Source organism: Methyloprofundus sedimenti, from assembly GCF_002072955.1.
In the GTDB taxonomy this organism is placed as follows: Bacteria; Pseudomonadota; Gammaproteobacteria; order Methylococcales; family Methylomonadaceae; genus Methyloprofundus; species Methyloprofundus sedimenti.
Window position 1 is genome coordinate 104,444 of record NZ_LPUF01000003.1, and the last position, 17,396, is coordinate 121,839.

Consider the following 17,396-nt stretch of genomic DNA (forward strand, 5'->3'; position numbering starts at 1 on the left):
TCTCTCGGGGTAAGGCACAGAGCTTTCGTTGCGTAGATGCTGGATTTATAAAACGTATCCCTTGCGTGAGTGGAAGACTTCATGGTCACGTGCCCACTGGTCTCGAATACGTCACACCTTATATCCAGTTCCTGTTCGTCACCCCGCAACTTTGCGTTGTACTTCCTTCAGCCAATACCTCACGATATTAACCTTGTCCTTTCGCTAGCCTTCGGCTTCACAAATACCTGGCAAGAGGACTTGCACCTCTCTAGTTCTGTGCCATGCCCGACACACACGTTCTAATCAGCCGCGCCGTTTTTTGGCGTCGGCTGGATTTGCTCGTTATGCGCATGATATTTCAGCCATTCAATAACATTGAAGGCATTCTTATCTGGGGGAAAAACTGGATAGAACAGCTTTTTGATCACACCGTCAGAGCAAATTAGGGTAACTCGTTTGAGCAACTTAAGCTCGGCAACTTCGAAAATTGGTAGATTGAGGGAGCTCGCGAATTTTAGCTCGGAGTCGCTCAACAATTCATACGGAAGGTTCAACCTTTTCGCTGCCTCTACTTGGTCAAGAGTCGGTTGTGCGCTTACTCCATAAATCGTAACACCAAGCGCCTGAAATTCATCGAAATTGTCTCGATATGAACACGACTGTGGTGTGCAGCCAGCAGCACCAGGTATTTCAGCCCACCCATCCGGGATAGGTACACCCGGTTTGCCGGTCATTGGATATATATACAGCACACACAAGGGGTCACACACACAAGGGGTCAGGTCTTTGATCTATGATGATCTACGTAGGTAATCATAGATCAAAGACCTGACCCCTACCTTTGACCTCTACCTTTTGTTATCATGACCTATTGTTCTGTGCCGATTGCCCTAGTGATGCCGCGTTCAGCGAACACTCAGTTGATCACCTTCATACCTAACTGAGGCAGAAAAGCCGCAGAAGATAAATGTCTGTAAGACCACCTCAACAATCAGTTCATGAGACTTGCACCTGGCTTCGAGGGCTGCGTTCAAGTGGACTTCCAATTGCTGCTCCGAGGTTAATATTATTTAATCCGTTTCCCGCAGACGTTTCACGAGTTCTGGCAGATCGTTCACGACATAGTCTGGCTTTGCAACATTCGGGTATAACGCCGTGCCCGGTCGCGCGATAAAGGCCGTTTGAAGCCCAACGTTCTTGGCTCCCGCTAAATCCCAGGCATGTGCGGCAATCATCAAGACTTCTTCCGGTCTTACGCTGAGATCATCGATAACCATGCGGTAAGTGTCCGGATGGGGCTTGTACTTCTTGACACTCTCATTGCTGAACCGTTTTTCAAACAGGTCAGTTAGCCCCGCGTTTCTTAATTGAGTTTCAGCCGCCTCGGCGGACGAGTTGGTCAAACTTACGATCCGAAAACCGGCTTCGGAAAGCATTTTCAGCCCAACAGCAACGTCGTGATGTGGCGGCAGCGATCGAAGCGGTGTGACAACTGCGACCTTGGCGTCTTGGTACTCGAGTTCAATACCTTGCGTTTCCGCCACCATCTTTAGAGCGGCGGTGCCGATTTCTCCGAAGCTGTGATAGTTTCCGCTTAAGGTTTCCACAAGCGAGTAGTGCAGCATCGTTGAAAACCAGAGCGGCAGCAGATCTTCTCGTCCGCCGAGCGCTTTGCCAACAGAGATTTTCAATGGAGTGAGATCGAGCAAAGTTTCGTTTACATCAAAGATAAGAACTTTGGGTTTAGACATGGTTATCTCCTTATCAAGTTCAGTGGTTGACGTTTGCAGCACAGAGGGGGCAAGTCTTTCAGCACAGAAGCACAGAAGGGTCAAGTCTTTGATCTATGGTTACCTGCGTAGATTATCATAGACCATAGATCAAAGACCTGACTCCTACCTTCTGCCCCCCACCTTTCGTTACCAAAATAATAGAATGACACGTTCGCTTGACAGGTAAGCTAAGCTGTTTTCCTTTTAATAACAATAGTGTCAGTACATGGCGATAGTTGTTATTTATTCGTATCTATCTTGAGCACGATTAAATTTTCTGGGCAATACGATAACAATGCAGGCCAAACATGAGCATTGCATTCACACTACTTGCACAAAGTGCAAGAATGGCAATTAATGCGATTCGATTTTCCATTTCAATGGATGCGATTAACATCGCGATACTGGCAATAAAAAAATTACTAAACACAATAATCGATGATGCAATACCTGTATGCTGATTAATTTGTTCCAGCGCAGAGTTAACTGACGGCGCCCGACCGATGCCCACACCAAAGGTAATAATAAACATCGGCAAAGCAAATGCCAGAATATGATGAAATGATGAAAGTAACAATTGAATACAGGCACCCGTCATGGCGACCGTTATCGCTAATATGATAAGTTTTCTATCTCCCATCTTTTTCTGCAATTTCAAATACACTAAATTACCCAACATAATTGATAAGGCGTTGAAGGCAAAGAGTAATCCATATTCTACCGCTCCCAGTTTCATCGTTTCCTGATAAATCGTGGAAGAAACCGCAATAAATGCAAACAGTGGCGCCAATAAAAGACTAGAGATCACGCAATAAGAAAGAAATATTCTTTTCGATAAAAAGGAAAAATATCGAGATATCACTTCACCCGTAGAAATGGCTTCTTTTGTTAAAAGGCTTTCTTTCATTGCGGCCACCATGCACCATAAAAATAGGCCAAAAAGAAATTGAACAATAAAAATCATTCGCCAGTCAGAAACTTGTAATAATACCGCGCCCATTGTTGGCGCTGCCATGGGTGCTATCGCCATGATAACAGCGATATACGAAAGCACTTGGCCTCGTTGAACAGCATCTGTAAAGCGGTCTTTTGCAATCGCCAGACTAATTGCTGAAGCACTGCCGGCACCAAATCCCTGCAACATTCGATAGATAACAAAATGATCTAAATCATTTGCAGTAGCGCAAAGAATGCTTGCGACACAATAGATGGCAATCCCGACTAACAATGGTTTTTTTCGACCGAAATGATCGGATAGCGGACCGAACATTAATATGGATAAGCAAAAGGCAACAAAAAAACCAGACAATGCCAAATTAATATACGTCAAAGGTTCATGCCAACTCGCCTCAAGATCGGGAATGGCAGGTAAATACATATCCGTTGAAACGGGTGCAAAGGCTGCTAAAAAGGCCAATAAAATAACAATTCTAATCATAATTTAAAAATAACGGTGATGAAACCTTTAACTAAGCACACAAAGGGTCAGGTGCCCTCTCCAGCAGCGAACCTATCCGGAGTCGATATGGCTGATATCAACAGGTCTGGAAACAAGCTTATCAAACTCCTGCCCCGTCGACCACGATTACTGCGTGCGTTTCATTGAACGCTTTACGATTGCTCTTGATAATCCGTCATATTACCTATAATAAAGATGGCGATTCCGGTGATCAGGTAGAAATATAGCGCTACACCTTCAAAGCCCAGTACAAAGGGGGCTATTGGAATGGCGATACCGACGATAAACTCTATGGTTCCATGCAGTTTTAAGGGAATAATCTTTGCTACGCCCATCGAGAAGTCGGTAAGCAAGGTCATTGATAAATGTACTATAGCTAGCAAATATGCAAGCAACATCGGGCCTTCACTAAGATTCAAGATAGTTGGTGCCAAAGCAAATATGGCGACTATTGCGTAATCTAGAATGCCGTGCGTTTTTGCGTTAATGATTTTCATGTGTGAATGTCCTATTGGTTTTGTCATAACTATAATGGGCTTGATGAACAAGCCGTTGAACTATGCCCCTATCGCGGACTACCATCAGTCTGTGCGTCAGGGTAAGTAGTGGTATTAGTGCTGCCAGGCGACATCGTGTCAGGAAGTACGTGGAAATCACCCGACTCAAGTGCGGCAATAATGGTAGCGAACTGAAAACATCATCGCTAGAAACTGCAAACATCGAATTTTTCAAATCAGATTATCTGCAAATAAAAATCAGAGCTAATCCAATTGCCAATAAAGGTGTATCTTTCTGATTGAAGGTCTGTCGACGACCCAAAAGCGAGATTAAAATAGGGTGGCCACGATGGTGCCCACCCTTGGCTTGTTAAACCACCATTGCATTAGAAATCGAAACTTTCAACTTCCGCGGTTAAAAACAATGGCGCACCGCCGGTCGAAATAGTTACGGCATGCTGTGCGGTTTCCTGTCCGCCCGGCGAATTTAAACAGGTTTCCAAGTCCTGCATAGACGGAAAGTAAACTTCGGCTATGCGATGGAAAGGTGCTTGTTCCTGTCCTACGCTGGACTTAATCAGCGACGCGACAAAGCGGGTTTTTCCGGCCAGTTTTTCTACCGCCATCGGCACATGCTCCTGCTCATAGCGTTGCTCAAATATTTCGACATCAGCAGGCGTTGGGTACATCACAATCAATTTTGCTGTTTTCATAGTTTTCTCAAATGGTTTTTTTAGTGAGTGGCTAGTTTATATAGAAAATTAGCGTTTGTATCATACTAACTTTCTATGGAACAATAGGTTTTATCTATACCTATCAGGGCTATTCTCATGGAAATGCAGCAAATCCGCTATTTTTTGGCCGTCTGCGATCAAGGCACTATCACACATGCCGCGCAACGTACTTATGTCTCGCAACCGTCGTTGACGCAGGCCATAAAGAAACTGGAAGATGAAATCGGCGGGGCATTGTTTACGCGCACGCACGCCGGTTGCCAGTTAACGCCGTTAGGTCGTATGGTTGAACCTAAGCTCAGAAAAACGTATAAAGACCTTCAGGCAACCAAAGCGGAAGCTATCCGTTTTACCCGCTTTAATACCATTCCCTTGCGCATCGGCCTGATGACAACCATAGGTGCACAACGCCTATGTCCTTGTTTGGCAGAGTATCAGCAAGACTTCCCGAATATCGAATTGGAATTAATTATCGATAGCGAAGCGGATTTATTAAAGCAACTGGATTCAGGAATGCTTGATCTCGTGATCAGTGCACCGACACAAACACCGGCACTACCGTACCAATCGACATGGCTCTATGAAGAACGCTATGTGATCGCTTTCAACACGGCACATCGCTTTAATCAATTGCAAAAAATCGATCTGAAAGCCATACAGTCAGTGCCTTATTTAGACAGGCTAAATTGTGAATTAAGAGAAGATTTGAAAGGTATTTGTCAAAACCAGGAAATTAATCTTTATGCAGCTTACCGCAGTAACAGCGAAGAATGGATTTTGCGTATGGTGAAGGCGGGTATCGGCGTTGCATTAATGCCGGAATATACTTTGCCCAAGGATGCAAGCGACATCAATTATCGCTATCTTGTTGACCCTGAAATCAGTCGCCAGGTTTATGCGATATATTCGCATCAGACATCAGCAAAATCGGAATTGCTGGCATTGATTGATAATTTGAGCAGGATATAAAATTCAGTTACCTAAACCTGCTATTGAACGGTAACCGGTTAAATCTGAAGCACAGAGGGTCAGGTCTTTGATCTTTGATTACCTACGTAGATTATCATATATCAAAGACCTGCCCCCTGCCTTTCAGCATGCCATGCTTACAACCCCGAAGCAGCTCTATGATACTTGTCATGCGCGTCATAGAATGGGGACTTCAGAAGGGGAACTCTGTCGTCCTGCTTACGTAAAATCATTTCGAGGCTAAATCATTTCAACTTTCGCATACGGCCTGCTGGCTTGTGCCCATCGTGCTTAACATTTGGAGTTTCCTCCGCCTGCCCGATGTTAACTATCTGGTGGTTGACCTACCTTGCCAGAGAGAGACTTTCACCCGCTGGAATTATCGACCTTGCTCGGGCCGCACACCCCTTTGATTTCTAGAAGGAAGCGCCGATCCAGGCGCCTAGGACGACGGCATCGGCAATGACGCCGGTACCGCCGGGTTTCCGTATGTATTGAACCGCGAGCTGAAAGAAAGCAGAGGAGAAAGCAGAGGGTCAAGAAAGCAGAGAGAAAGCAGAGGGTCAGGTCCCGAATTGAGAAAGCAGAGGGTCAGGTCCCGAATTGCGAATTTATTGACAAATAAGCTACAAATGAGAATCGTCAGCTCTCGCTCAATTTCAACAAAAACATTATTACTCCGAAATAACTGGGGGCGAATAACTGAGGTCAGGGGTAAAATTTAATTTTACCCCTGACTCGAATGGCACTTACTTAAGAATAAAACACATAAATCATAGTGAGTTACTTTATTTTCTTCGGGTGTCCATTCTTTCTAATCACTGCTCTTGCTTCTTCTCTAGGTTTCATTAACAAGGAAAAAGGCTTTGGTCTTCTTTTTACTGCACGAGGCTCTATTCGACCAGAACGATTTCCAACCCGCTGCTGAGCAATTAATACAAATAATGATTCTTCAATGACTCCTGTACCAGTAAGAGCCGTCTGTTGAGTCCATGCCAACCACAATTGTAGTGTATGCTTAAAGCTAAGCTGGCGTGGTAATATATCGACTAATAAAGCCGTTTGAGCCATCAATAGTCGAATCAGATTATAGGCCAGAAAATAGACCCATATCTCCTTTTCACTCATTTCGGGTGTTTTACAGCTGAGCGTTTCCATGCCCATCGTCGTTTTTATATTCCGGAAATCAACTTCAATCTGCCAGCGTTTTTTATACAAAACCTTGAGTTCTGGTTTCGATGCTTCTTTAGGGCATAGCAATGTTGTTATGAGTATCTTGCCATGAGTGCTTAACTCACGGATAAGTAACGTTTTCGGTGCAACATCATAGTGCGCTTGTGTCATCCAGTCTGGTTTGATCTTTGGTTTGGTTAGTTCGATTAAGTGATCTCTGGTGCCTATTCGTTTGCCTTTCCTAAAGTCAGTTACCCGTTTACGCGCGCCCATTTGCTCAAAGACGGCATCAATGCCTTTTTCACGCAGTGAAGCTAACAAAAAATAGGTACCATAAAAAGCATCGCCAAGAACAAGGTCTCCCGTATCAAAGGTGTCTATAATATTACGAAGCAAACTTTGCTCATCTGAGCCTTTTCCATTGAACCGTCCTATCGACGCATTTAAAACGGCCCCACTTGAAAGGCAGATAACGCCAACCAACCGACAAATTGGAAAACCAAGTCCTGGTTTTTGACCACTCTGCTGAGGATATACTGCCTGATTTTCAACGGTGTCGGGCATTGTTACAGTGGTTCCATCAATTAAATGTACACGCCTTCCATGCCAGCGCCATTGCTCAGGGATTTGACAGTTAATGAGCTCACCTGTCTGGCAAACTAGGTCAGAAACCATTGCTAATGGCAAACGCTGTCTTGCTCGACAATAACCACCCGTAGAGGTACTAACAGGTGCAAGGCCACCAATGATACGTTTTATTGCTGCATCATTGACCGCTTTTTGACAGGAGCGATCTTCACTCAAGGCTTGTGCTAAAAAAATTGAAAGTGTTTCTGTGGGCGGATAAAGTCGCTCTCGATGTTCAGGTAATAAGGTGTCAATTCTTGATAGCAGTTCAGGGCAGGTGAGCAGGTTAAAAAATTGATACGAATCTGTCTTTTCTGCACATTTTTTTATTCTTTGTTGTTGGCAGCGTAAAAATTTGTTATTAATAAACATTAAGGCAGGTTTCTCGGTGATGGCTAAGTTGTTTTGTCGCAATCAGTTTATCATCGAACCTGCCTTTTTTAATATTTTCAGTAGCTTATATCTTAAGTAAGTGCCATTCACCCCTGACTCCATTTATATAGGAAATTAAAGATCATGGCTAAAGATATTAAGCATATATACAGCTATTACTCGCCCAATGATTTGAACACGCAAAAGGTCAGGCGGTTGATGATTTTGATGGCCAGTTTTGCATCGGTTGGATAGGTGATGTTTTTTTCTTGTACGGTGGTGTCAATGTTAACCATTTCCTCTAACGCCTTGTTCCCATGCAAACCGACACTGACCTGAAAGATTTTCTCAACTCCTCCTTTTCCAATCCGCTTCCTGAAGTAAACCAGTTCCGTACTATCGCAAGGTAAATCAAGACTGAATTCTGTTTGTCCACAAAAGGCCTGATAGTAAGAATTGCGTTTGAATTGCACCACGACCTTTTCATCGTATTTCAGTAGCTGTTATCCGACCATTAATCGAATCGGTTTAGCCGGGCGGCCTACATCAGGGGTGTAATATTGTGCAAATTCTTGTTCAAAAGCAGACCAGGGAATCACGGCAGCGAGTTGAAGTAGTGGGTCCAGTAAATTCAACTGCTGAATCAGGTCGGTACCAAATAAATTAGTTTGATGAGCTGTATTGGTAGACAGTAACATTTTCAACTTTTCGACCAGAAATTAAGCGACTGTTTTAACATTTCTGGTCGTTTTGTTCACCGTTGATATAAACTATTTCCTTTTATTTCAATTGGATGTCCTGTTATTCAGGGCTGACTAAATAGTCATAATCTTGATAAAATTGCTTCGCGACTCGGCCACTTCTAATCCCTTTTTGTGTTGCAAAAGAAATAGCTTGTTTATGTAGCCTCTCTCTATCAACATTGACACCTATAAAGTAAGTGTCAACCATTTTTAAATAAGTATCTTGTGACACAGCATAAAACGATATCGTTAAGCCAAAACGGTCTGCTAGAGAAAGCTTCTCTTCAACTGTATCAGACTCATGAATTTCACCATCAATATGAGTTCGTAATAAATTATCACTCATTTTTTCTGGTAAGAAATGCCTGCGATTTGATGTGGCATAAATCAAAACATTTTCTGGTGGTTTTTCAAGAGAACCTTCCAAGCTTGTTTTTAATGCTCTATAACTATTGTCGCCGTCTTCAAATGAAAGGTCATCACAGAAAACAATAAACTTTTTGGCAATACCACGAATGTCGTCGGTAATATCTATGATATTGACAAGATCATCTTTTGGTATTTCAATAACACGCAAGCCTTGTTGGTGGTATTTGTTGAGCAAACCTTTTATTAATGAGGATTTTCCCATACCTCTTGCTCCCCAAAGTAGACAATGATTAGCCGGATTACCTGCTAAAAATCGTTCTGTATTTAAACATACACTTTCAATTTGTTTTTCAACGCCAACCAAGACGTTAAAGTCAATTAGGTCTACATCTGAAATTGGTTTGAGCGCTTTACGATTACTCCGCCATATTGCGGCAATATAATGATCCCAATTTATTTTTTTGTTATCAGGCACACACCCTCCAGTATTGTAAACAACGCATATTTATCAAAAAAAGGGCAGCGCCCTTTATGAGTAAAGGATTATATAATCAGTAGGTTAGTTTTTTGTATAAAATTTACTAGGTAAAATATAAAAATGACTCTTACGCCTGACCCCTACCTTCGGGAATGTCTCCTTTTATGCGTAGTGCGGCGACCGTCATCGGCCGCCGATGGATGTTTATGCTGCTGCGCTATCAACCGGGGACCAGACATACTTGGCGAATACATCATCAACCGGCGTGCGGGCAAGGTGGTTGGTGTAGTTCGACATCACTTTCTGTGAGACGCCAAGAATCACCTCCAGAATCTGGCGTTTGCTGAAGCCGGCGTCCAGAAACGCCTGCACTACCTTATCATCCACATTGCCACGGTTGCGCACCACACTTAGGGTAAAGGTGCGCAAAGCCTCCAAGTGGGCATTGGGCAACGGCGTTTTATTACGTAGCGCATTCGAAATGTCATCGCTAACACCCATGCTTTTGGCAATGCCGGTATGGGCGGGAACGCAGTAGTGACAGGCATGTTCTACGTTGACCGTCTGCCAGACCACGGTAATTTCATCCTTGTCAAAGCTGGAGTTCAAAAAAAGATCGTGAACTGTTTTGTAGCCTTCCAGAAGCCCGGGCGCTTCGGCCATGACCGCGTGTAGACCCGGTAACATCCCGAATGATTTCTTCGAGTGAGCAAGCAATGGTTTGCTGGCTTCAGGCGCGCTGTCTTCGGTATGTAAAGTAAATTCAGTCATAATAGCTCTCCAGTGGGTTAGCAGAAATCAGGCTGGTATAAACCAGTCGGTTTAAATATACACAGTATAGACCGATCAGTCAAAACTATTTTTCAACTGACTTAAACTATTAAAGAAAGGAATTTAGTCGAGTAAGCGCAAAGCCTGTCCGGCGATGGTAGTGAGGCCAGATTTGTCAAATACACCACGGCCGAGCACTCGGATGGCAACCACCATGGCCAGCAGCGCTTTAGCGGTAGCCGCAGGATCGAGATTTTTGGGAATATCGTTGCGTGCCTGTGCCACTTCGATGCAGCGTCGAAAGAATGCTTCGAATTCGCGGATTCCGTTGTGAATGATTCGATTCACTTCCTCGCCGTGTGTCGCGAGCTCGGAGACCGTATTAATAATAAAACAACCTTTTTTCTCAGTATCGGCGATGGTTTCGTTGACGATACCGTCGAAAAGTACGGCAATGGCATGCTTGGGGTCATCCATGGCTTCCAGTTCCGCAAGCATCGCTCGGCGATTCTCTTTGTCGTATTTCAGCAGGGCCTTGATGAATAATTGCTCTTTACCGCCAAAGGCGTTATAGAGACTACCCCGAGTGATGCCCGTTCTGGCAATAAGGTCGGCAAGGGACGCGAGCTCAAAGCCTTTCTCCCAAAACACCTTCATCGCTTTGTCGACCGCTTCGTCTTCGTTGAATGATTTTTCCCAAGGCATTGTTTTTATCTTCTATAGTATGAAACAAGCTCAATTTTAGCATGTTTAAACTGAACGATACAAACTATCGAAACTGGTGCTATTATAGAGAAAACTAAACGAGATATCGAGAAATGTACCTTTGTCTTCAGTAATAAAAAGCGCTACCAGCTCTTGTAATCAAGCATCTATAGCTAAACTAACAGTCAGCTATCGACTCAACTGCTGTCACTGGCACCTATAATGTGGCGGTCCGTAATTGGCTGACGGTTGCCAGTCATAAAATCTCAATTCATTTATTTCAAGTGGCCGCTTTCAATTGAACAGAAGAAAAGGATCAGGTCCTGAATTGCTAATTTATTGACGAATAAGCTACAAAAGAGAATCGTCAGCCGTCGCCCAGTTTCAACAAAAACATTGTTACTCCGAAATAACTGGGGGTGAATAACTGAGGTCAGGGTAAAATTTAGATTTACCTGACTCCATTTATAAGCAATTAAAGATCATGGCTAAAGATATTAAGCATATATACAGTTATTACTCGCCGAATGATTTGTATAGCAAGATCATTGATGGACTTGATAAGCTTGGCAAGGATTTGTCGAAAGTCACACTCGATGATCTTCAACCCGTGGATGAGTTTCATATCCGTGGTGACGTCGCAACCAAAGAGCTTATTAAACTTGCTGAATTCACATCAGACATGCACATACTGGATGTGGGGTGCGGTATTGGTGGCTCTACACGTCGTTTATCTCATGCAACGAAATGCCGCGTAACAGGTATCGATTTGAGTAATGAATATATTGATGCCGCAAAGGAATTAACGAAATTACTCAGTATGCAGGATCAGGTAACATTCCATGCCTGCAGTGCACTGGAATTACCCTTTGGGGACAGCTCTTTTGATGGTGTCTGGTCACTCCAGATGAATATGAATGTCGAAGATAAACTGACGTGGCTAAAGGAGACTTATCGTGTTCTCAAGCCCGGCGGACGTGCCGTTTTGTATGAGGTATGCGGTAATACAAACACACCACTGCACTTTCCAGTGCCGTGGGCGCAAGACAGCTCCATGAGTTTCCTGGTGCCGTTAGAATTATTCCGTCATTTGATAACATCAGTCGGTTATGATATCGAAGTATGGAATGACAAGACGGATCTCGCACAAAAAGCTTTTGCAAATGTGAAAGAACCAGAGGGAGAGCCAAATCTGCCTGTTTTGGGTGTCTATCTGCTAGTCGGCAACGACATTCAGACCAAGGCCTATAACCTGCATCGCAACCTTGATGAGGAGCGTGTTAGCCTGATCGAAATCGTTGCAATAAAACCAAATCTTAAGGAAGGTAGTCTTTAACATACAGCTGCAGCGGATCAATTTTTGCTGCGTGTAAATTGTGAGATTGACAGGACCCAAGGATGACAGCAAATAAACGGAGAGCCCTGTGATGATTGGGGAAGGAAGGAAGGAAATAATTTAAGTTTACCCTGACCTTATTTATAGAGTTCAGGTGGAGTCGAGCTTCTCCGCTGTGGGACAAGTATCGACTCCTGAAATGGCCTTCGCTTAATGCGCTGCCTCATAAAGCACTTGAATTTGTTCATATCGACTTAACGCATCCGCTAGTGATGCTTTTGCCAATTGTAGTGGTCTAATAATCCTGTACTAAACGATAGGAGTTTATAATAACCCCTTAATCAAAGATGCAGACCAATGAGTAAACGAAAAAGTTATACAACAGAATTTAAACATGAAGCGGCCAGTCTGGTATTAGATCAGGCATATTCCATAAATGATGCTTGCGAAGCTATGGGCGTTGGAACTACAGCAATGCGCCGTTGGGTCACTCAATTAAAAGAAGAGCGTCATGGTGTTACGCCAAAAGGAAGCCGAGCGATTACTTCTGATCAGCAAAAGATTCAAGATTTGGAAAGTCAGATAAAGAAACTAAAGAGGGAGAAAGAGATTTTAAAAAAGGCTTCAGCTCTCTTAATATCGGACGTGTATCAATTTTAATGCTAATTGATGAGTTAAGAGAGCAATACAAACAATGCGAATTATTGCAAACATTTGAGATGAGTCGTAGTAGTTACAACTACCACCGTAAGCATGCAAACAAGGTAGATCCTGAGCGAGACAGGTTAAAATCCAAGGTTATTGCGTTACATGAAGCGAGCCGCAGTTCAGCGGGGAGTCGTACCCTTTCTGCTCAATTAAAACAGCAAGGTGAATCTGTTGGACGCTTCAAAACACGGAGTTTAATGCAAGAAGCGGAGCTGACAAGTAAACAGCCAGGCGCACATCGTTACAAGGTGGCTGAAAAGCCATCAAACATAGCGGATAACCACTTAAACCGTGAATTTTCTACCGAACTGGCTAATCAAGTTTGGTGTGGTGATGTCACCTATATTTGGTCGGGTACAGGCTGGATATATTTAGCATTGGTGATTGATTTAAATGCGCGCCGTATCGTGGGGTGGGCTTGCTCAACTAGTCCTGACTCAGTATTGACTACACGAGCGTTAAAATTAGCTTATGCGGCTAGAGGAGAGCCCAAGAACTTGATGTTTCATTCTGATCAGGGGTGCCATTACACCAGTAAGGTATTCCAGCAGCAATTGTCGGAATATGAGATCAAGCAAAGCATGAGTCGGCGTGGTAACTGTTGGGATAATGCACCGATGGAGCGTTGTTTTAGAAGCTTTAAATCTGAATGGATGCCTAAGACTTTTTATTCATCTTATGAACAGGCAGAGAAAGATATTATGCAATACATCAAGTATTACAATAGTTTCCGTGTACATAGTTATAACAATTATTTAACCCCAATCCAAGCGGAGAAAGAAGCCGCTTAAAAAACCGATCGTTATGTACGAATTTACTTGACCACTACAAATTCCAACTCACCATTTTTAAGTGCGGTACGTGCATTTTTCAATACACTACTAGCTCGATTACGTTTGACATCCAACACATTATTAGCAATGTCTTTTTGAATCTGACGAGCCTCAGTCACCATATCGATAACAATTTCTGTCTCTGCACCGTTGTCCAGTGCCGTTCTCGCCTCCTGGACTTTAGCCAAAGTATTAACAATAGCGGCTCTCACTTCTGTATAGCTTGGATTAGCAACCGCAAAAGCACTTGATGCTGTCACAGCAAAAATAACTGTAAATAGAATTTTATGGAATGTATTCATGGGATAAAACCTCTTAATAAGTAAAAAATAGTCACTCTACCTAACGCGGTGTAAATGCCTTAACGATTCAGGTTCTTCGCTAGGTATGGTTAAAGTGTAACACATATAGTTCTGATTAGAACTAATTTAGTACTAACACGGACAATTATTTGTAAGATGTTTATTTTTAAAACCTACTTAAAACGATAAAAAGCTAAAAAAGACTTATATATTATAGCCTTACTGTTTAACTATGATTTTATAGATCGTCCTTTTTGAACGCTTACATGTCCTCTCTCTATCGGCAATCGTTGCCGAAAAAAATAAAATGGCCGGTATCGTGCCGTTAATCAACGTAAATGAATACAATACTGAGCATTATTGGTATGGCTTGGCACAATAAACACTAAACTATTGAGGTTATAGCGGATTGAGGCTATTATTTAGTTCTAATTAAAATCTTATTTATTGGAGTGCCTGCATGACCGAACCTGTTATTTTTCCTACCGTGTTACGTGAATTATTACGCACACAACAGGCATTTTTATCTTATGCAGCTTGCCATATTCATCAGCTTGATCTGACATTGCCGCAATACGACATTATCATTACCTTAGGCAACACCTCAGGTATGTCCTCAAAAAAATTGGGTGAGCAGACTCTGATTACCAAAGGAACGTTAACCGGCGTTGTCAGTCGATTGGAGGATAAAGGACTTGTACAGCGCACTGCCTCGAAGAAGGATGGCCGCAGTCAGATTATCCAGCTGACTCAAGCGGGTCAGGCTTTGTATGAAAGTACTTTTCCCAGGCATCTGCAACATATCACCCGCTTATTTGATAATTATGCGCCAGAAGAGATTGTAGCGCTGGAAGCAGACTTCGTACGCTTGTATCAGGCCATTATCACGGCACGCAATGAGATCAATAAAAGTTCAGATGAAGAATAATTCGCCCCGTGGCGAATCGAGTTTTGTGACATGGCGTTGCACAATTTAGACATGAGGCGCGCAGTGGCGCACCAATATTCATAATACTGATCAATAAAAACCAGAGAACGGAATAATAACGGTAATAACCGGGCTTAAGGTAAAAACTATAGTTTAATAACAAAGAAGAATGGTAATGAACGATTTACAGCGGAAATTGAGTGATTGACTGAGCCCAGGATGACAACAAAATTATTGTCTGGTGACATTTCACAAACGTCTTTACTTCAACACATAATCGAAATTTGTAGAAAATGTTTTCAACTTTAATGAAATTCCTGCGCTATTGGTGCCAACACCTGCCATCAAGGGGGTCATATTTTTCCCTGCTTATTAAATACTTGATGGCACCTGTCATAGTGACGTTAACAGCGTGCACGCCTCCCAATGTAGCTCTGATAGATGAACCGCAAGTGCCGACTGCCGTTTATTGGCATGATTACCAGGCCACAAACGGTACGCAATATCCCCTCAAATCCAACCGTTTGCCGGCAGAAAGCCAAATCGATACCCAATCAACCTACGACCTGCCTGCTTTGGTTGATCTGGCCTTGCTCACTAACCCCGAAACAAGAGTTAGTTGGGAAGAGGCAAAAGCCGCTGCCGCTCGGCTGGAAATAAATCGTAGTCGCTGGTATCCGACTTTAACAGCCATGGCTTTCGGACAATATTTTAAATCCAGCTTCCCTATTCCCGAAGGCGTACTGGTTAGTCGTGGCTATGCTTCTGGTGCCAGTCTGGATTTGGCATGGACACTGTTCGATTTTGGTCGTCGAGAAGCGTTGGTCGACGCCGGTACGCAGCGCCTGAGTGCCGCCAATTTTGCCTTTACTCGCAAACACCAGGAAATTGCCTATCGGGTTGCTAGTAGTTTCTTTGCCTATCAGGCTGCTTTGGCTAAAGTAACGGCAGCGCAGCAGACCTTTGACGCTGCCAGCGTCAATGCTGCATCAATCCAGGCGAAGCTCACCAGAGGGTTCGCGACGCGCCCTGGTTTGTTATTAGCGATTCAGGAGCAGGCAAAAGCCAACTATGATTTGCAAGATGCTCGCGGTTCAGTCACTCAGACGCTGGCTGATCTGACTTCGAATTTAGGCATTTCGCCTTCTTATTCATTGTATCTAATAGACTTGAGTAAGCTACCGCTACCGATAGGGCTGGAGCCATCGGTTGAAAAAATTGTTGACCAGGCCTTAGAGCAACGTCCCGATCTGATGGCGCGTCTTTCGGAGTTGCGGGCACGAGAAGCGGAAGTAAAAAAAGCGAGAGCCGAATTCTGGCCTAAGCTATCTCTAACAGGCAGTCTAGGGAATCAATACTGAGGAGATATTCATACAACGCCGTCCAGCAATGAAAATTATTCGTCCAATAATCTTGTCGGCACAATAATGCTGAATGTGGAATGGACCTTGTTCGATGGCTTTGAACGCAGTAACGCTGTGCATGAGGCCGAAGCCCGGGAAGCATCTTCCCATGCCCAAGTTGAAGTCTTGCGTCTGGAAATTATACGCGATATCTGGAAAGCGTATGCCGATACCAAAACCGCGTTGGAGAAACGTGAATTTGCCTTGGCTTTATTGAGAGCGGCCGAAGAATCTTATGTCGCCACACAAGAATCATATCTCCACGGATTTTCCACAGTGATAGAACTCCTCTCCGCGCAAAAGGATTTGGCTCGTGCCAGATTTACCGAAATCGACAGTCGCGCCACCTTATTACAATCTGCAGCAACGCTGGTTTACACGTCTGGCGGGCAGATAGGACAAGAGACAGACAATCAAGCATTTGGTCGCACTGCACGATAGTGAGCAAAAGACACACTGCACAGAGATATGTCTAATCAGTCGTAGTGACAAAGTACGTTGCGCAAAAGAGCATACTGCCAAAACTCAGCGTTAGGTTTTTCTTGAGCGTACAAACACTTACTGCTATTATAAAATTCTAATTAGAACGATTTTCTTTTTTAACTTATGTCCTCTGCCTCCACTTTTCCAATCGTATTTCGTCAGTTATTAAAGATCCATCAGGCGTTTTTGTCTTACGCCGCTAACACGTCCATAAGTTTAGCCTGACCCTGCCCTACTTCCGAAAAGTTGGCGACACTTGAAGCGAACCTGGTGAGATTGTATGAAGAAATACGCGCTGCTCATGGAGGAGACAGCGAAGTAATGGTTGACGAATTTGAGGAATAGAAGCAATTCGTTCTCGCTGTAAAGCCAATGCGCTAGGTGAGGAAAAAACCTGCCTTGTACATTATCAGAGGTTCCGATAAATCGAATGCTTTTTTTCCATTTTTTGATTATTTTGTTTTCGTGTAGGTACGCATTATGATGCTGAAGTCAGAAATGATGAAAATGGCGATGCCGGTTATTTTTACGTTTTTTTTGACCGCTTGCGATCCGGTACTGAGTCTTGAGGGTTCGTTCTGGCCAGCCTGGATCGTTTGTATTCTAGCTGGACTCGCAGTCAGTATGGTGCTGATGTGGCAATTAGTGCGATACCGGTTAGCGCCCTATATGGGGTCGCCACTGTTGATTGCTCCAAGTTTATGGGCGTTATGCACATTTGTCATCTGGTTGTTATTTTACTCAACGTAAAC

The 17,396-nt window shown here is 43.5% G+C and carries 17 protein-coding genes and 1 pseudogene; 6 read left to right on the top strand and 12 right to left on the bottom strand.

Annotated elements, in window-relative coordinates; translation table 11 throughout:
* Nucleotides 1-281 precede the first annotated feature (281 nt).
* The 5 genes from AU255_RS15340 to AU255_RS15360 all read right to left on the bottom strand — a co-directional run bounded on the left by AU255_RS15340 (nucleotide 282) and on the right by AU255_RS15360 (nucleotide 4,423).
* Nucleotides 282-716 (bottom strand): peroxiredoxin, encoded by a 435-nt coding sequence (locus AU255_RS15340; protein ID WP_080523806.1) that lies wholly within the window; start codon nucleotides 714-716, stop codon nucleotides 282-284.
* Nucleotides 717-1,052: 336 nt separating this feature from the next.
* Nucleotides 1,053-1,733, bottom strand: a complete 681-nt coding sequence (locus AU255_RS15345; protein ID WP_080523807.1) for a haloacid dehalogenase type II — start codon at nucleotides 1,731-1,733, stop codon at nucleotides 1,053-1,055.
* A gap of 289 nt (nucleotides 1,734-2,022) precedes the next feature.
* Entirely contained in the window at nucleotides 2,023-3,192 is a 1,170-nt protein-coding gene (locus AU255_RS15350; protein ID WP_080523808.1) for a multidrug effflux MFS transporter, read from the bottom strand.
* A gap of 173 nt (nucleotides 3,193-3,365) precedes the next feature.
* The gene (locus AU255_RS15355; RefSeq protein WP_080523809.1) at nucleotides 3,366-3,710 is read right to left on the bottom strand and encodes an SPW repeat domain-containing protein; all 345 of its coding nucleotides are present in this window, start codon (nucleotides 3,708-3,710) and stop codon (nucleotides 3,366-3,368) included.
* Between the two features lie 386 nt (nucleotides 3,711-4,096).
* Nucleotides 4,097-4,423: an EthD family reductase gene (locus AU255_RS15360; RefSeq protein WP_080523810.1), complete on the bottom strand. Its 327-nt coding sequence runs from the start codon at nucleotides 4,421-4,423 to the stop codon at nucleotides 4,097-4,099.
* A gap of 117 nt (nucleotides 4,424-4,540) precedes the next feature.
* Here AU255_RS15360 and AU255_RS15365 point away from each other — a divergent pair, with 117 nt between their 5' ends.
* Nucleotides 4,541-5,413: a LysR family transcriptional regulator gene (locus AU255_RS15365; protein ID WP_080523811.1), complete on the top strand. Its 873-nt coding sequence runs from the start codon at nucleotides 4,541-4,543 to the stop codon at nucleotides 5,411-5,413.
* Nucleotides 5,414-6,196: 783 nt separating this feature from the next.
* Here the strand turns inward: AU255_RS15365 and AU255_RS15370 are convergent.
* The 6 genes from AU255_RS15370 to AU255_RS15395 all read right to left on the bottom strand — a co-directional run bounded on the left by AU255_RS15370 (nucleotide 6,197) and on the right by AU255_RS15395 (nucleotide 10,651).
* Nucleotides 6,197-7,585, bottom strand: a complete 1,389-nt coding sequence (locus AU255_RS15370) for an IS4 family transposase (protein ID WP_080523812.1) — start codon at nucleotides 7,583-7,585, stop codon at nucleotides 6,197-6,199.
* A gap of 176 nt (nucleotides 7,586-7,761) precedes the next feature.
* Nucleotides 7,762-8,082 carry a transposase gene (locus AU255_RS21455; protein WP_080523813.1) on the bottom strand — a complete coding sequence of 107 codons (321 nt, stop codon included), beginning with the start codon at nucleotides 8,080-8,082 and terminating at the stop codon, nucleotides 7,762-7,764.
* 6 nt (nucleotides 8,083-8,088) lie between these two features.
* On the bottom strand, nucleotides 8,089-8,283 hold the full coding sequence (locus tag AU255_RS21460; RefSeq protein WP_080523814.1) for a hypothetical protein: 195 nt from the start codon (nucleotides 8,281-8,283) through the stop codon (nucleotides 8,089-8,091).
* A 103-nt stretch (nucleotides 8,284-8,386) separates the two neighbouring features.
* Nucleotides 8,387-9,172, bottom strand: a complete 786-nt coding sequence (locus tag AU255_RS15385) for an ATP-binding protein (protein WP_080523815.1) — start codon at nucleotides 9,170-9,172, stop codon at nucleotides 8,387-8,389.
* 207 nt (nucleotides 9,173-9,379) lie between these two features.
* Entirely contained in the window at nucleotides 9,380-9,946 is a 567-nt protein-coding gene (locus AU255_RS15390) for a carboxymuconolactone decarboxylase family protein (protein WP_080523816.1), read from the bottom strand.
* 123 nt (nucleotides 9,947-10,069) lie between these two features.
* Entirely contained in the window at nucleotides 10,070-10,651 is a 582-nt protein-coding gene (locus AU255_RS15395) for a TetR/AcrR family transcriptional regulator (RefSeq protein ID WP_080523817.1), read from the bottom strand.
* Nucleotides 10,652-11,135: 484 nt separating this feature from the next.
* Between AU255_RS15395 and AU255_RS15400 the strand changes: the two genes are divergently transcribed.
* Both AU255_RS15400 and AU255_RS15405 read left to right on the top strand, forming a co-directional pair.
* Entirely contained in the window at nucleotides 11,136-11,987 is an 852-nt protein-coding gene (locus tag AU255_RS15400; RefSeq protein ID WP_080523818.1) for a class I SAM-dependent methyltransferase, read from the top strand.
* A gap of 357 nt (nucleotides 11,988-12,344) precedes the next feature.
* A protein-coding gene (locus AU255_RS15405) for an IS3 family transposase (RefSeq protein ID WP_143735993.1) occupies nucleotides 12,345-13,486 on the top strand; the annotation gives its coding sequence in 2 pieces (ribosomal slippage) (nucleotides 12,345-12,600 and nucleotides 12,600-13,486; 1,143 coding nt in all).
* Between the two features lie 23 nt (nucleotides 13,487-13,509).
* Here the strand turns inward: AU255_RS15405 and AU255_RS15410 are convergent.
* Nucleotides 13,510-13,830, bottom strand: a complete 321-nt coding sequence (locus AU255_RS15410; protein ID WP_080523819.1) for a hypothetical protein — start codon at nucleotides 13,828-13,830, stop codon at nucleotides 13,510-13,512.
* A 460-nt stretch (nucleotides 13,831-14,290) separates the two neighbouring features.
* Between AU255_RS15410 and AU255_RS15415 the strand changes: the two genes are divergently transcribed.
* The 3 genes and pseudogenes from AU255_RS15415 (at nucleotide 14,291) to AU255_RS15425 (ending at nucleotide 17,394) form a co-directional block, all read left to right on the top strand.
* On the top strand, nucleotides 14,291-14,758 hold the full coding sequence (locus AU255_RS15415) for a MarR family winged helix-turn-helix transcriptional regulator (RefSeq protein ID WP_080523820.1): 468 nt from the start codon (nucleotides 14,291-14,293) through the stop codon (nucleotides 14,756-14,758).
* 452 nt (nucleotides 14,759-15,210) lie between these two features.
* Nucleotides 15,211-16,602: pseudogene (locus AU255_RS15420) on the top strand (TolC family protein).
* A gap of 522 nt (nucleotides 16,603-17,124) precedes the next feature.
* Nucleotides 17,125-17,394 (top strand): YtcA family lipoprotein, encoded by a 270-nt coding sequence (locus tag AU255_RS15425; RefSeq protein ID WP_080523821.1) that lies wholly within the window; start codon nucleotides 17,125-17,127, stop codon nucleotides 17,392-17,394.
* Nucleotides 17,395-17,396 lie beyond the last annotated feature (2 nt).

Excerpts from the sequence above, each read along its gene's own strand:
- AU255_RS15340 (WP_080523806.1), bottom strand. The coding sequence starts at position 716 with ATGACCGGCAAACCGGGTGTACCTATCCCGGATGGGTGGGCTGAAATA.
- AU255_RS15345 (WP_080523807.1), bottom strand. The coding sequence starts at position 1,733 with ATGTCTAAACCCAAAGTTCTTATCTTTGATGTAAACGAAACTTTGCTC.
- AU255_RS15350 (WP_080523808.1), bottom strand. The coding sequence starts at position 3,192 with ATGATTAGAATTGTTATTTTATTGGCCTTTTTAGCAGCCTTTGCACCC.
- AU255_RS15355 (WP_080523809.1), bottom strand. The coding sequence starts at position 3,710 with ATGAAAATCATTAACGCAAAAACGCACGGCATTCTAGATTACGCAATA.
- AU255_RS15360 (WP_080523810.1), bottom strand. The coding sequence starts at position 4,423 with ATGAAAACAGCAAAATTGATTGTGATGTACCCAACGCCTGCTGATGTC.
- AU255_RS15365 (WP_080523811.1), top strand. The coding sequence starts at position 4,541 with ATGGAAATGCAGCAAATCCGCTATTTTTTGGCCGTCTGCGATCAAGGC.
- AU255_RS15370 (WP_080523812.1), bottom strand. The coding sequence starts at position 7,585 with ATGTTTATTAATAACAAATTTTTACGCTGCCAACAACAAAGAATAAAA.
- AU255_RS21460 (WP_080523814.1), bottom strand. The coding sequence starts at position 8,283 with ATGTTACTGTCTACCAATACAGCTCATCAAACTAATTTATTTGGTACC.
- AU255_RS15390 (WP_080523816.1), bottom strand. The coding sequence starts at position 9,946 with ATGACTGAATTTACTTTACATACCGAAGACAGCGCGCCTGAAGCCAGC.
- AU255_RS15395 (WP_080523817.1), bottom strand. The coding sequence starts at position 10,651 with ATGCCTTGGGAAAAATCATTCAACGAAGACGAAGCGGTCGACAAAGCG.
- AU255_RS15400 (WP_080523818.1), top strand. The coding sequence starts at position 11,136 with ATGGCTAAAGATATTAAGCATATATACAGTTATTACTCGCCGAATGAT.
- AU255_RS15410 (WP_080523819.1), bottom strand. The coding sequence starts at position 13,830 with ATGAATACATTCCATAAAATTCTATTTACAGTTATTTTTGCTGTGACA.
- AU255_RS15415 (WP_080523820.1), top strand. The coding sequence starts at position 14,291 with ATGACCGAACCTGTTATTTTTCCTACCGTGTTACGTGAATTATTACGC.
- AU255_RS15425 (WP_080523821.1), top strand. The coding sequence starts at position 17,125 with ATGATGCTGAAGTCAGAAATGATGAAAATGGCGATGCCGGTTATTTTT.